The sequence below is a fragment of the Halanaerobaculum tunisiense genome (genome assembly GCF_054657635.1).
On the sequence record NZ_BAAHYI010000003.1, the window covers coordinates 156,463 to 171,264 of the forward strand.

At 32.4% G+C, this 14,802-nt stretch carries 12 protein-coding genes; 2 read left to right on the forward strand and 10 right to left on the reverse strand.

The genetic code is table 11. The annotated features are described in order from the left end of the window. Positions 1–290: 290 nt before the first annotated feature. The 4 genes from pepF to ACYQ3D_RS03820 form a co-directional block, all read right to left on the reverse strand. On the reverse strand, positions 291–2,087 hold the full coding sequence (gene pepF / locus ACYQ3D_RS03805) for an oligoendopeptidase F (protein ID WP_459836397.1): 1,797 nt from the start codon (positions 2,085–2,087) through the stop codon (positions 291–293). Positions 2,088–2,141: 54 nt separating this feature from the next. Next, positions 2,142–3,068, reverse strand: a complete 927-nt coding sequence (metA, locus tag ACYQ3D_RS03810; protein WP_459836399.1) for a homoserine O-acetyltransferase MetA — start codon at positions 3,066–3,068, stop codon at positions 2,142–2,144. Between the two features lie 94 nt (positions 3,069–3,162). Beyond that, entirely contained in the window at positions 3,163–5,385 is a 2,223-nt protein-coding gene (gene pulA / locus ACYQ3D_RS03815) for a type I pullulanase (RefSeq protein ID WP_459836402.1), read from the reverse strand. Between the two features lie 266 nt (positions 5,386–5,651). Beyond that, positions 5,652–6,659 carry a YeiH family protein gene (locus tag ACYQ3D_RS03820; RefSeq protein ID WP_459836404.1) on the reverse strand — a complete coding sequence of 336 codons (1,008 nt, stop codon included), beginning with the start codon at positions 6,657–6,659 and terminating at the stop codon, positions 5,652–5,654. Positions 6,660–6,772: 113 nt separating this feature from the next. Between ACYQ3D_RS03820 and ACYQ3D_RS03825 the strand changes: the two genes are divergently transcribed. Further along, a complete protein-coding gene (locus ACYQ3D_RS03825; RefSeq protein WP_459836406.1) occupies positions 6,773–7,669 on the forward strand; it encodes a selenium metabolism-associated LysR family transcriptional regulator in 897 nt (298 codons plus the stop codon). 50 nt (positions 7,670–7,719) lie between these two features. On the opposite strand, the gene ACYQ3D_RS03830 is transcribed toward ACYQ3D_RS03825, so the two are convergent. From ACYQ3D_RS03830 to ACYQ3D_RS03845, 4 genes are all read right to left on the reverse strand, one after another. Next, positions 7,720–9,033 carry a cation:proton antiporter gene (locus ACYQ3D_RS03830; protein ID WP_459836409.1) on the reverse strand — a complete coding sequence of 438 codons (1,314 nt, stop codon included), beginning with the start codon at positions 9,031–9,033 and terminating at the stop codon, positions 7,720–7,722. Between the two features lie 79 nt (positions 9,034–9,112). After that, positions 9,113–10,393, reverse strand: a complete 1,281-nt coding sequence (locus ACYQ3D_RS03835; protein WP_459836412.1) for a cation:proton antiporter — start codon at positions 10,391–10,393, stop codon at positions 9,113–9,115. Further along, positions 10,390–10,848, reverse strand: coding sequence for a CBS domain-containing protein (locus ACYQ3D_RS03840; protein WP_459836415.1), 459 nt, complete (start codon positions 10,846–10,848; stop codon positions 10,390–10,392). The genes ACYQ3D_RS03835 and ACYQ3D_RS03840 overlap by 4 nt, the downstream gene beginning before the upstream one ends. A 2-nt stretch (positions 10,849–10,850) precedes the next feature. Next, positions 10,851–11,798, reverse strand: coding sequence for a 1-phosphofructokinase family hexose kinase (locus ACYQ3D_RS03845; RefSeq protein WP_459836418.1), 948 nt, complete (start codon positions 11,796–11,798; stop codon positions 10,851–10,853). Positions 11,799–12,072: 274 nt separating this feature from the next. Here ACYQ3D_RS03845 and ACYQ3D_RS03850 point away from each other — a divergent pair, with 274 nt between their 5' ends. Next, a complete protein-coding gene (locus ACYQ3D_RS03850; protein ID WP_459836421.1) occupies positions 12,073–12,306 on the forward strand; it encodes a LysM peptidoglycan-binding domain-containing protein in 234 nt (77 codons plus the stop codon). Between the two features lie 49 nt (positions 12,307–12,355). On the opposite strand, the gene ACYQ3D_RS03855 is transcribed toward ACYQ3D_RS03850, so the two are convergent. Both ACYQ3D_RS03855 and argB read right to left on the reverse strand, forming a co-directional pair. Continuing rightward, the gene (locus ACYQ3D_RS03855) at positions 12,356–13,549 is read right to left on the reverse strand and encodes an aspartate aminotransferase family protein (protein ID WP_459836688.1); all 1,194 of its coding nucleotides are present in this window, start codon (positions 13,547–13,549) and stop codon (positions 12,356–12,358) included. Positions 13,550–13,927: 378 nt separating this feature from the next. Beyond that, positions 13,928–14,791: an acetylglutamate kinase gene (gene argB, locus ACYQ3D_RS03860; protein WP_459836424.1), complete on the reverse strand. Its 864-nt coding sequence runs from the start codon at positions 14,789–14,791 to the stop codon at positions 13,928–13,930. Positions 14,792–14,802: the final 11 nt, after the last annotated feature.

Below are 14,802 nucleotides of genomic sequence, written 5' to 3' on the forward strand. Positions count from 1 at the left end.
ATCAAGTAACTCTTCTTTAATTTGCTGAACTAATTCTATAATATTATCATCAGAACTATAATAACGATATTTTCTGTATAATCAGTTAAAAATAAAACATTTCTTCTACTATATCTTGTAATTCTTATTCAGTAACACTTTCCTCTTCTTTTTTATTTCTAAACTACTTAAAAAATTATTAGTTCGAAAAAATCTCCTTATGTTGACGATCAATATTACTATTTCCTATCTTTAAATCATCTTTCCATTGGGTTAACTTAACATTAATATCCCTCCCTAATATTAGTAATCTAAATCATTCTTTTCATCTCTGTTACTGAATCAGCGAATACTCCTAGCGCCTTCTCAATTGGATCTGCTGAACTCATATCTACTCCAGCCTTGTTAAGTAATTCTAATGGATAATCAGAACTACCACTTGCTAAAAAGCTTAAATAACGATTAACAGCTTCACTACCTTCTTCTAAGATCTGCTGTGATAAAGCTACAGCAGCAGAAAAACCAGTAGCATACTGATAAACATAAAAATTATAGTAAAAATGAGGAATACGAGCCCATTCAATAGCAATCTCTTCATCAATCACTAACTGATCACCATAATATTTTTCATTCAATTCACGATACATTTCAGATAGTAAGTCAGCAGTTACAGCTTGACCATTTTCTACTCGGTGGTGAATCTTTTTTTCAAACTCAGCAAACATGGTTTGTCGATAAACAGTACCTCTAAACTGTTCCAAATAATGATTTAATAAGTACTTTTTCTGTAATTTATCTTCTGTAGTTTCTAATAAATGTTGAATTAATAATGATTCATTAACAGTAGAAGCTACCTCAGCTACAAAGATACTATAATCAGAATAAATATAGGGCTGTTTGTGCTGAGAATAATACGAATGTACAGCATGACCTAACTCATGGGCCAACGTAAATAAATCATTTAGTTCTCCAGTATAGTTTAATAAAATATAGGGATGAGCATCATAACAGCCAGCAGAATAAGCCCCACTTCTTTTACCTTTATTCTCGTAAACATCAATCCAACTATCAGCAAAAGCTTTTTCTATTACTTCTAAATATTCATCTCCTAAAGGTTGAAGAGCCTCTAGTATAATCTCCTGAGCTTCTTCATACTCTATATCCATTTCTATATCTTCAACTAACGGCACATACAAGTCATACATATGTAATTGATCAAGATCTAACCCCTCTTTTTTTAGACCAACATAATCATACATTGGTTTCAGATTATCTCCTACTGTTTCTAGCAGATTATTATAGACTTCAACTGGAATATTATCACTATCTAAAGCTGCTTCTAAGGAACTAGAATAATCTCTCACTCGCATATGAAAAATATCCTTCTTTATATTAGTACTTAAGGTAGTAGCAAAAGTATTCTTTTGTTCTTGATAATTGTTGAGATATGCTTTAAATGCTTTTTTACGTACCTGTCGATTATCATTTTTCAATAGCTCTACATAACGCCCATGAGTCACTTCAATCTCTTCTCCAGTTTCATCTTCAATAACAGGAAAGTTCATATCAGCATTATTGATCATTCCAAAAATATTCTCTGGGCCTTGAGTTACTTCACCGGATAAAGCCATAATCCGTTCTTCACTAGCAGATAAAAAATGTTCCTTTTGGCGCAATAAATCATCCAAATAATGCTGATATAATCTTAACTCTTGCTTATTAGCTAGAAACCGTTCTAGTTTATCCTCAGGAATCTGAATGATTTCTGGATTAATAAAGGAAGTAGCACTTGAAACTTGATTATCCAACCCTTGCACTCTAGAAACTAAAGCTTGGTATTTAGTATTAGTTGTATCTTGGTCACTTTTGCGTTGAGCATAATTATATAATTTAGCTAATTTCCGACTCAGTTGATTACTCGACTCTATAACTTCTAATAAATTCTGGGCTGATTCACCTATTTTTCCCTCATATTCTTTAATTTGAGGTAACTTATTTTTTACTTCCTCAAATTCAGCTTCCCAGGCCGTCTCATCTTCGTATAAAGCGGTTAAATCCCATTTGAACCGCTCAGTAATTTCATCTCTAGTAACTAACTCTTTTTCCATTTTATCAACTCCTTAATATTCCAGTGATTAAAATTATATCATTTAGTAATTTAATTATTCAATTTCATTAATATTATAAGGAGTAACTTGGTAAACATAATAATTTAACCAATTAGAAAATAATAAATTAGCATGAGCACGCCATTTGACTACTGGAGAATTAGTAGGATCATCTTCCGGAAAATAATTTTTAGGTTTAGCTATATCCAATCCCTTTTCTAAATCTCGTTTATACTCCTGTTGTAAAGTATTACGATCATATTCAGGATGACCAGTAACAAATATCTGCCGCCCATCTTGAGTAGCTACAATACAAACTCCTGCTTCTGCCGATTCAGTTAAGATTTTAAGATCAGAAACTGCTTCAATATCATTCTGTCTAACTTCAGTATTCCGAGAATGAGGACACAAATATTGGTCATCAAAACCACGTAGTAGTTTACAACTTTCTCTATGCTCTTCTCTGATATTATGAGCAAAAACTCCAAACGTCTTTTCCGGTAGTTCATACTTAGGAATATCAAAATGATGATATAACCCAGCTTGAGCAGCCCAACAAAGATGTAAGGTAGAAGTTACATTATGTTTACTCCACTCCATTATCTCCTGTAATTCTGACCAATAATTTACTTCTTTATACGTTAGATGTTCCACTGGGGCCCCGGTAATAATCATACCATCAAATTTTTCGTTTTTAACATCATCAAGAGTTTTATAAAAACTACTTAAATGTTCTTCTGATGTATTTTTTGGTGTATAACTATCAGGATGTAATAATCTCACATCCACTTGTAAAGGTGTATTTCCTAATAATCGGAGCAGATGAGTCTCAGTAACCTTCTTTAAAGGCATCAAGTTTAAAATCAAAATCTTAAGAGCACGTATATCCTGACTGTAAGCTCGACTATGCTTCATTACAAAAATATTTTCTTCTTCTAGTGTTTTTACCGCTGGTAACTTGTCGGGAACTTTAATCGGCATCCTTCTCACTCCTCTAGTACTTGTAATTTATAGATTGTCTAGTATTATAACATCTTTTTCTAAGAGAATAAAGAACTAGAGGAAATTTCAAACATTAATTCACCACTACAACTGGAGAAATAGCAGGTACTTCCATCTGATCTTGGTCTATAGTTACTTTAGTATCAGTTAGTGGGGTAACCCCTGCTTGTTGGTCATCAACTATTACTTGCCCTTCTTTATTTAATCCAGCAACAGCAATTCTTTGAGCCTGACGATTAGCATTATAGATAACTATTAGTTCTTGGCCCTTATCTACCAGTTTAAATCCAACTACATAATCTACTTCTGGAGCTAAAAAGGATAATTTAGTTTGAATCTCTTTTTGAGTCGATAACCGAAAAGCTGAATAGATCTGTCGTAATTTAATTAAACCTTGGTAATAATTAAAAATATCTTGGTGTTGTTCTTTTCTTGACCACTGAAGTTGATTAGTATAATCACTGGAATTATAGCTATTATGATCAAATCCCTTGTCTCGTTCTGGATTAGGCTTGCTGCGCAACAGTTCTGTTCCACCATGTAAAAAGGGAACTCCTTGGCTAGTTAAGATAATTGCTGTAGCTAATTTATGCATCCTTTTTCTTTCTTCTAAAGTAACCTCAGTAGTAGAACCAATAATCTTATCCCATAAAGTATAGCCATCATGACAAGTTACATAGTTGACTACTTCTTCTGGTTGATCTGTAAAACGATGGTAAGGGTCAGTAGCAATCGGTACATCAGTTTCATACTCCACAATTCCAGCGATAATCCCTGCTCTAATTAATTTCTGGTTATCAACTTCTTGTTGGATAAATCCTCCCTCTTCTAAAGAGGAGCCAAAATGACTATGCTTGATGCCATCTCTGATTGTATCATTAAATACTCCAGGTGCCGAACTAAACTTTAATAAGCTTCTTTTCTCTCCATCAGCTTTGACATACTTTTGCTCAGGAGATAAAGTACCTAAATTCCATCCTTCACCGTAAATCATAGCTGCTGGGTTGATCTTCCTAACTTCCTGAGCTACTTTAGTTACTGTTGTTTCATCATGTAACCCCATTAAATCAAATCGGAACCCATCCACATGATACTCTTCTGTCCAGTAAGTAGTCGAATCTATAATCAATTTTCGCATCATTTCCCGTTTTGAAGCAGTATCATTGCCACACCCTGAGCCATTAGTTAAACTACCATCATCGTGCCGTCGATAATAATAGTAAGGAACTATATCTTCAAATGTAGCAGTATCAGCAGTATGATTATAAACCACATCTAAAATAACACCAATTCCTGCCTCATGTAAAGCCTGAATCAACTTTTTAACTTCTTTAATTCTGATATGAGGTTGGCTAGGCTGTAAAGAATACCACCCTTCAGGAGTAAAGTAGTTATGGGGATCATATCCCCAATTGTAATTATATTCTCCTTCTAAGTCATCACTTACTGCTTCAAATTCTGTATTATATTCGTTGCCATAATGAAATTTTAAAATAGGCATTAATTGGACATGAGTTACTCCCAATTCTTTCAGATGAGCAATTTTATCAATAAAACCTAAATAGGTTCCTCTCTTTTCAGAAGCAACTCCTGAACTCTCTGCAATAGTAAAATCTCTAACTGACATTTCATAGATTATTGCATCCTGTGGTTTATCTAAAGCAATATAACCATCAGTGGCCCATCCTTCAGGATCAGTCTGATTCAAATTAACTACTGCTCCCTTACCTAATTTATCCCGATCCATATTAAATCCTGCCATTGATTTAGCATAAGGATCAAGCACTCTTTGCGATTGCTTTCCATTAGTAACTCGGTAAGTATAAAACTTACCTGCTAGATCTTCTTCAACTACTACTTCCCAAACTCCATTTTCTTGTTTGGTTAATGGAATCACCTCTTCTGGAGTGTCAGTAAAACCAGCCATAAATAATTCTAGTTCTACTTGAGTTGCTGAAGGAGCCCATAACCTAAATTTAGTTGCTTGAGGCGTATAGATAGCACCTAACTCTCCTCTATAAGTTAAATTGGATTCAATTAGTTGCGGACTTAAAATAGTTTTAATCTCTAATTCCCCTACTTTAACTATATAACTTTTATTATAATCAAGATCTTGCTCAGTAAATAAATGATAAGTAGGAGCGTCCGAATCATCTAACTTAACTACAGAAACCTGCTGTTTTCCATATTTAATTACAAATCGATTATTAATAGGTTGTTTACAGATTACTTTAATCCTATTTTCATTTATTATTATTGCTTCTTTAATTTCATTCTGCTTATAGTCCTCTACCACAATATCCCTCCTTAATACTAAAAAACTATTATCCATTATGATGATTTAATTATAGCTACTCTATACATTTTATTAGCGCTGAATTAAATTGTTAATATTTTAAGAAGATAGACTAATTGTATATCAGATGTTTATTAAAACCATTTTATTAATATTAAACAAAATAAATAGAAAATAGGCTTCGAAACCCTGAGCCTCCAATCTAGATTATTTGTATAAGACAACTGCTGAAATAGCTGGCACCTTAACCTTACTATCTTTTACTTCTAAGTTAAAAAATGAATTAACAAAGTAATTAATATTAACTGACTACTAAAAATTGCTACCCCTACTAACAGAGCTTTAGGTCCTTGATCAATTAAATTGGATAACTTAATCTCTAACCCTATTCCTGCCATGGCAATAATCAATAATATCTCACTTAAATAATTTAAATAATTAACAACTGACTCTGGTATTAACTGAAAACTACCTAATAAACTAAAAATAAAAAACCCAATAATAAAAGAAGGAACGGTTACTTTAGATTCATCTTGCTTAGTTGTTTGTTCTTTAAAGAAACTAATCACTAAAATTATTGGCCCTAACATTAATATTCTTCCCATTTTAACTACTGTAGCTAAATTTCCTATCTGATCATTAATCGAAAATCCTGCAGCTACAACTTGTCCTACAGCTTGCAAAGTACCTCCGATCATTAATCCACTATTAGCTTCTGTTAATTTTAGAATATAGGTTAAAAAAGGTAATAAAAAGATACCAATAGTCCCTAATAAATTAACTACTCCAATAGATAAACCAACTTCTTCTTCATCTTCAGCTACTAAAGGAGCCGTAGCACCAATAGCCGAAGAACCACATACTCCACTTCCTACTCCTAACAAAAGACTAAAACTACGTGATAACCCACATAATTGGCCACAAAATAATCCTAAAGCTACTGTAGCAGCTACCATTGTAATAATTATTAAGATGGATGATAAACCTAACTGCTCTAAAACAGCTAACTTAAGCTTTAAACCCATTAGTATTATAGCTATAGAAAGAATTTTCTTTTTAGCAAAATGAATGCCAACAGCATAGTTAGAGTTCATTTCCCAGTTATTACCAACTATTAATCCAAGTATAATAGCTAATGTTACTCCTCCTAAATTAGGAATCTTATTAGCTAAATATTTACTGCCTAATCCTATCCCTATTGCTAATAATAATCCAGGCATTTTAGTACTAATAGTTTGATTTAAATTATAAATTATTTTCTCTATTTTTTGCATAATATCACTCCTAATATTAATTTTAGTTACTTCTATTTTAATATCTGAGTTGATATTAGTAAAATAATATAATATTATAAGTCATATAACCATTTACTTATAAGGAGGCAAAAATGAACCTAAGACAACTACGGATTTTTACAGAAGTCTATAAAACAGGTAGTATGTCCCAAACAGCTAAACAACTATATATTACTCAACCAGCTATTAGTCAAACTATATCTGAGTTAGAAAGCGAACTAGAAGTGAAATTATTTGAAAGATTGAATCAGGAATTAGTTCTCACTTATGCTGGAGAGATATTACTAAAATACAGTAATAAAATATTATTATTAACAGATGAAGTTCAAAATAATATTCAAGATATCGCTAATATGAAACAAGGAAAATTAAGAATTGGAGCCAGTATGACTATCGGAACTTATCTACTTCCTGATATAATTAATAAGTTTAAACAAAAATATAAAAAAGTTAATATTAATCTTATTATTGATAATACTAGTGTAATTGAAGAAAAAATTTTAAATAATGATATTGATATTGGACTAGTAGAAGGACCCATTAACAGTAAAGATATTACCATAGATTCCTTCTTTGTAGACCACTTAATCTTAATTTGTTCTCCTAAGCATAAATGGAATCAAAAAACTGTACTTAATAAAGAAAAAATAAGAGAAGAAGATTTTATTATGCGAGAACAAGGAAGTGGTACTAGAGAAGTTATTGAAGATACACTCAACAAACATAATCTAACCTACCAAACAAAGCATACTCTAAATAATATAGAAGCAATTAAAAAAGCCGTCTCAGCTAATATTGGCATTTCAGTACTACCCAAAATAGCAGTTAAACAAGAAATTAAAGCAGGAGAGTTGGCCCAAGTTGCTATTAACCAAATTAATTTTTCACGTAAATTCAGTTTAATTTATCATAAAGATAAATACAAATCAAATTTATTTCAACAATTTACTAATCAGCTTAAAACACAAGCCACTACCAAAAATAAATAAAAAAGTCGCTATTTTAGTTAAAACTAAAATAGCGACTCAATAAAATCAAATTAATTATCTGCTAATTTTTCATGTTCTCCTGCTTCTCCTGCTTTAAAAATTGCATATTTGGTAGCTAATGGGCCAAATACCTCAGTTAAAGCTGCAGTAAATAATAAAGTATTAAAAACTAACAAACCAACTTCGGGAGCATGAGCAAAATCATTTTGTACAGTATAAGCTAAAGCAATAGCTACTCCACTCTGTGGTAATAGTCCAAAACCTACATATTTTCTTACCTTCTCTGGAGTACCTCCTAACCAAGCTCCTAAAGAAGCGCCACCTACCTTCCCCGTAATTCTAGCACAAGTATAAACAAAAGCAATTAATAGAAAACTAGGCGAACTTAAACTACCAAATTTAATCTCTGTTCCAGCTAAAATAAAGAACAAAGCATATAACGGAACAGTTAAGGTATCTAAGTAATCTGCAATATCCAAATTCTTTTTAGCAAAATTACGATAGGCAAAACCAACTGCCATATTAGTAATTAACGGTGACATATGAAATAGAATTGCTATAGCAGAACTACCTACTATTGTTGTAACTAAAGTTAAAATCTTCTTAGTTTTATCCTCTAGTTGAACCATGAATTTTTGGGAAATATAACCAACCAATAATCCACTAGCTATTGAACCACATATTTCAACCATTGGAATTAATAAAGTATTAGTTATAGCTAAATCACCTGTCCCAGACTGAAGAATTAAAGCTAATGGTTCTACTAAACTAAAAATAATTAAAGCTACTGCATCATCTATTCCTACAATAGCTAAAATCATAGAAGTTAATAAACCTTCTGCATCATATTCCTGCAAGACCATTACTGTAGCAGCTGGCGCAGTTGCTGAAGCAATTGAACCTAATAATAAAGCAAGATACAGCGGTTTACCAATTGCAAAGATTAATAACGTCACCAACACAAAAGAACCTAGTGCCTCTAATAAAACAATATAAAAAATCTTCTTCCCTAAATTTTTAAAAATATTAACTGATAATTCACTACCTATAGTAAAAGCAATAAAAGATAAAGCTAATCGCGGAATATAATCTAAATTACCAATTATAAAAGAATACCAGGCTTTTTGTTGAGCTGATAAAAAAGGTAACCGCTCTATTAAATCAACACTCAACAAAATACCTAAGAAAACATAACCTACTACAATTGGAATTTTATATTTTTTAGCTGCTAGAACTATCAATAAAGCCGCTAGGATTAAACCACCTATAATATAAATTATCTTATCGCCTAACTGATTACTAACTAACCATTCTTCTAAATAATATATTTCCTCAACTAGATCAACATCTTTTGTTAACTCCATCTTTATCAAACCACCTTTTGACTAGTTTACAACTACTAATTATACTCTTTTTAAAACAGGACAAAGTTATACTTACTTATTAACTTTTAATTTCTCCCGCTTTAAAGATAGCATACTTAGTAGCTAATGGGCCAACTATTTCAGTAATAGCAGTCGTAAATAATAAGACATTAAAGACCAGTAGACCTATATGTGGTAACTCGGCAAAGTCACGCTGAACAGTATAAGCTAAAGCTACAGCTACTCCAATTTGAGATAAAAGGCCTAATCCGACATATCTTTTAATTTTATCATCCGCCTTAGCAAAATATGCTCCCAAAGAAGCTCCTCCTACTTTTCCAATAATTCTAGTCAATGTATATACCATAGCTGTTACTAAAAATCCAGCCGAAGTAATAGCACCAATCTTAATCTTAGTTCCGGCTAGCATAAAGAATAAAGCATAAAGAGGAATCGTTAATGTCTCTATTTCTTCAGCAATACCTATATTTTTCTGAGCAAAATTCCGATAAGCAAACCCTACTGCCATATTAGTAATTAATGGTGATAATTGAAAGAAAACTGATATAGCTGATGAACCTAATACTGTTGCAACTAAAGTTAATACCTTTTTTGTTTTATCTTCAAAACCAACTAACATTTTTACAGATAAATAACCAATTCCTAAACCACAAATCACCGCACCAACTACTTCAAATAAAGGATGAAAAATAGCATTAGTAAAAGATAACTCTCCTGTTCCTAAAGCCTGAATCAAAGAAATAGGTTCAGCAAAACTGAAAATAGTTAAAGCTACTGCATCATCTACGCCTACTACAGCCATCAAAGTAGACGTCAACCTACCTTCAGCATTATACTCTCGCAACACCATTACTGTAGCAGCTGGTGCAGTAGCAGACGCAATAGCTCCTAGAATCAAAGCCAAATAAAAAGGTTTACCTATTGCTATCATTCCTAACATTACTAAAGTAAAAGCCCCAAAAGACTCCAACAAAACAATAAAAATAATCTTATTCCCTAAGCTCTTCAAAATTTTAATTGATAACTCACTACCTATAGTAAAAGCAATAAAAGCCAAAGCCAGATCAGGAATATAATTAAACTCTTCTATCACAAAAGCATACCATTCTTTCTGGCTTTCAGCTAAAAAAGGTAAATGTTTAATTATACTTACACTAAATAACATACCTAAAAAGACATAACCTACTACAATTGGTATCTTAAATTTTTTAGTAACTAATACAATAAATAAAGCTAAAACAACAAACAAACCAATTATATAAAGAGCTTTATTACTTACTTGATTAGACAATATCCAGTGCTGTAATTCATATAATGTCTGAACTGACTCTAATTTCATTCAACATCCGCCCCTACATCTAAAAGATAATGGAGTAAATCTGCTCGTGAAATATATCCTCTTAATTTTTCCTGTTCATTGACTACAAATAAATAAGACTCATCATTATTCAACATAATATCTGCTAAATTATCCATTTTAGACATTTCCTTGATTGGTACTGTATTAATGGACATATACTTTCTAACTCTTTGTCCTTTAATCTGAGTTAAATTTTCAGCTGCTTGATTAACTTCATATAATAAACGATGACTTTCTAAAAAGCCATATTCCTCAGGAATAATATTTTTTAAGATATTTTTACTATAAATAGTACCTAAGAATTTATTTTCATTATTTACTACTGGCAAAACTGACATTTCAGTTCTATACATAGCTGTAATTACATTTTCTATAGAATCATCTTTACAAACCGAATTCAAGGTGCGCATCATATATTTTTTAACTAAGCTCATTATTACACCTCCAACTTTTCTACTTCAACTTGATCTAAATGATTTTTAATCTCTCGTCTATTCTGTAAAAAGACCCCTTTTCTTTCAGCAATATCTAAAGCAGCTGCTCCAGCATATTTATTAGCTGCAACAAAATCAAACTTATTTTGAAAGATATAATCAAAAAAAGCTGCGTTATATGCCTCTCCAGCTCCTAACCAATTTCTCAAACAGAAATTTTTAGGGCTTAAAGAATAAACATCATCACCAGTAAATAATAAACGATCACAATGATAAGGTAACATTACATATTGTGCTCCGCGTTCAATTAATTTTTGGCCCGCCCAAATATAATCTTCAAACTCAGTAATAGGTTTATCTAAAATCTTATCTGTATGTTTAAAATAAGGAGCTACTACCATAGGATTCTCTTCTAAAGCCCGATTTAAAACCTCACCACTAGCATTTAAATAAACTCTTTTCCCTAAATCATGACAGATCTTAACTAATCTTTTGTAAATACTAAAATTAACTCCCTCAGGAATTGAACCAGAAATCATAATAAAACTACTATCAACAATACCTCGCTTAAATCGTTTAATAAGTTCTTTAATTTCTTGTGGCTCAACCCGATAAGTATAATCATTATAGTGAGTATAAGTTACAGGATCCTTCCCAATAATAAAGATACTATTCCGCATCTCATTTTCCGTATAAACATAATTAGTGGTGATTTTATGTTCCTGAACCATTTTTTCAAAAAATAACCCTTGCCGACCTCCTACAAAACCAATATTCTGCACATCGGAATAACCTAGATTCTTGAGACTAATACTGCTTAATACTCCTTTACCACCAGGATTAATATCAATATCTTGATCAGTGTAAATATACTGATGCTTACCAACCTCATTCTCCTCAACAAAATATTCTCTATCAATCGCTGGATTTAAAGTTACCGTGGTAATCATTTATAATCCCTCTCCTTTATCTAAAAATAATAATCTGCTATATTTATTATACTCCTTTCCTAAGAAATTTTAAAGCTAAAAATATAATTATATCTTCTTTTTACGATATTCATCCCCTGTCTAAAATATTCAAAAATGATTTGTTCTTAAAATTGCAATTAGTTTTATAATAATAATTTTATTATGTTATTAATTAACATTAATATAATAAATTAACATTTTACGATGTTATGAATATAATAATGTAAATCTAATCAAGAAAGGAGGTCTTAATATGGGTGATTATCGTCGACAGCCTGGTCGTCGGCCACCACGCCGGCGAAGATGTCCACGTGGAACAAGAGAATATAGAATTAGAAGACAGGATACCCTTTATTCAATAGCTAGAAGATATAATACTTCAGTCAGAGAATTAAGAAGGCTAAATCCAGGACTTGACCCAGATAGACTTAGAGTAGGTAGAATTATTTGTGTTCCAGATAACAGATATGATAGACCATGTCCTTAAAATATGATAACTCATTTTAAGCAGGCAAAGGTATACCTTTGCCTGCTATCTACTCTAAGTCAGCTAGTATTTGATCTAATATTTCTATTACTTCTATTACATGTTCTTGCTTAATAATTAATGGGGGCAGAAATCTAAGTACCTTTTGACCAGCATTTAAGATTAATATATTTTCTTCTCTCATCTGATCTATAACTTGCTTAACTGCTACCTCTAGTTCAACCCCTAACATTAATCCTGTTCCTCTAACATCTGTAATCACTGAATACTTATCCTTTAATCCTAATAACTTGTCTTTAAAATAAGCTCCTACTTGTTCTACCTGATCTAGAATTTCCTCTTCTAAAATAGTTTTTAAAGTAGTATAGGCTGCTCTACAAGCTAAGGGGTTCCCGCCAAAAGTAGAAGCATGATCTCCTGGTTCAAAAGCATCTGCTACTTCTCCTTTAGCTAAAACAGCACTAATAGGAACTCCATTACCTAATGCTTTAGCTAAAGTGAAAATATCTGGTTGGACTCCATATTCTTCGTAGGCAAATAAACTACCAGTCCGACCTATCCCTGTCTGAACTTCATCAAAAATTAACAAAATGTTTTGTTGATTACATAACTTTTGTAATCCTTGTAAGTATTTCTTATCAGCTGGATTAACTCCTCCTTCACCTTGAATTGGTTCTACCATTATTGCTGCTGTCTTATCAGTAACTGCTCTTTTAATTGCTTCTAAATCATTATAGGGAACAAATTCAAACCCTTTAGGTAATGGAGTAAAGGGTTTTTGATACTTCTCCTGACCAGTAGCCGCTAAAGTAGCCAATGTCCGTCCGTGAAAAGAATTTTGGGCAGCTATTATCTGATACTTATCTTTATCTTGTTGGGTAAAATACTTTTTAGCTAACTTAATTGCTCCTTCATTGGCTTCAGCACCGCTATTAGCAAAAAATACTTTATCTGCGCAAGAATTAGCAACTAATAATTCGGCTAATTTACTCTGGATCTCTGAATAATACAGATTAGAAGTGTGTAGTACATTCTCAGCCTGCTCTTTAATTGCTTGAGTAACTCGAGGGTGGTTATGTCCTAAAGCATTAACTGCTATTCCAGCTGCAAAATCTAAATACTGCTCTCCAGCTTGGTCATATAAATAAACTCCTGCTCCCTTATCAACTACAATAGGAATACGATCACCATAGACATTCATATGATACTTTTTTTCTGCTCTAATAACTTCTTCTTGTTGCATACTCACTACTCCCTCCTCAAATTAATTTATAATTGACAGTTTACAATTTACAATTAAGCTCTAAATCAAAAGAAAATAATCTCAGAAAACAAATTCACTTTTATAGTTAAGCTATATTGATATAAAGTGGCACTTTCGTGCCACTTTATATCAGCTATCAGCTGTCTGCTGTGTGTCGTGAGCTAAGTCAAATTCATCAATTCAAAACTATAAACCTAGTTCAACCTCTGAAAACATAGTAATTTTAAGGGGTTCGATTTTGAATTTAAAAGTTTTGAATTAGCAGATCCTACAAGTTTCACAGAAACTTTTCGTGATAGAAAGCATCCGCACACAGCACACGACACACGACTGTGTCACCTTTGGTGACACAATATATCAATTAGTTATCATACTCCCAATCCCCTGATCAGTAAATATCTCCAATAATAAAGCATGGTCAACTCTACCATCTAAAATATGAGTCCGATTAACACCTTGGTTAATAGCTTGCAGACAAGACTTAACTTTTGGTATCATCCCGCCTACTATCTGTTCCTTTTCTATCATTTGCTGGGCTTGATTGACATTAAGCTGGGAGACTAATGATTCTTCATCATCTGGATCTGTTAAAATACCTTCTACATTAGTTAATAAGATTAACTTTTCTGCTCCTAAAGCAGCAGCAATTTCACCAGCAACTGAATCAGAATTGATATTATAACTAGCCCCTTCTTTATCAACGCCTATAGGTGCTATAACTGGCAGATAATCATTAGCTATAACTGTTGTTAATAATTGCGGGTTAATAGTAGCTACTTCTCCTACGTAACCTAAATTGAATTCTTGGGCCAACTTATGTTGCCGAGCTTGAATCAAGCTTCCATCTGTACCAGATAACCCTACTGCTTGGGCACCTGCCTGATTAGCTAACGATACAATCTGACTATTAACCTTACCTACTAAGGTCTCCTCTACTACTTCCATAACCTCTTGACTAGTAACTCTCAACCCCTGCCTGAATTCTGTCTCTAACCCTAACTGATCCAAGTGCTGACTAATTGCTGGCCCGCCACCATGAACTAACACAGGATTGACTCCTACATACTTTAACAAAGTGATATCCTCTAGTACAGAAGCCATCAGATCAGGATTGATCATTGCATTTCCTCCATATTTAATAACAACTGTCTGATTAGCAAACTCCTTAATATAGGGGAGCGCTTCAATTAAAGTGCCCGCCTTTTTGATTAACTTCTCCACTACTGTCACCT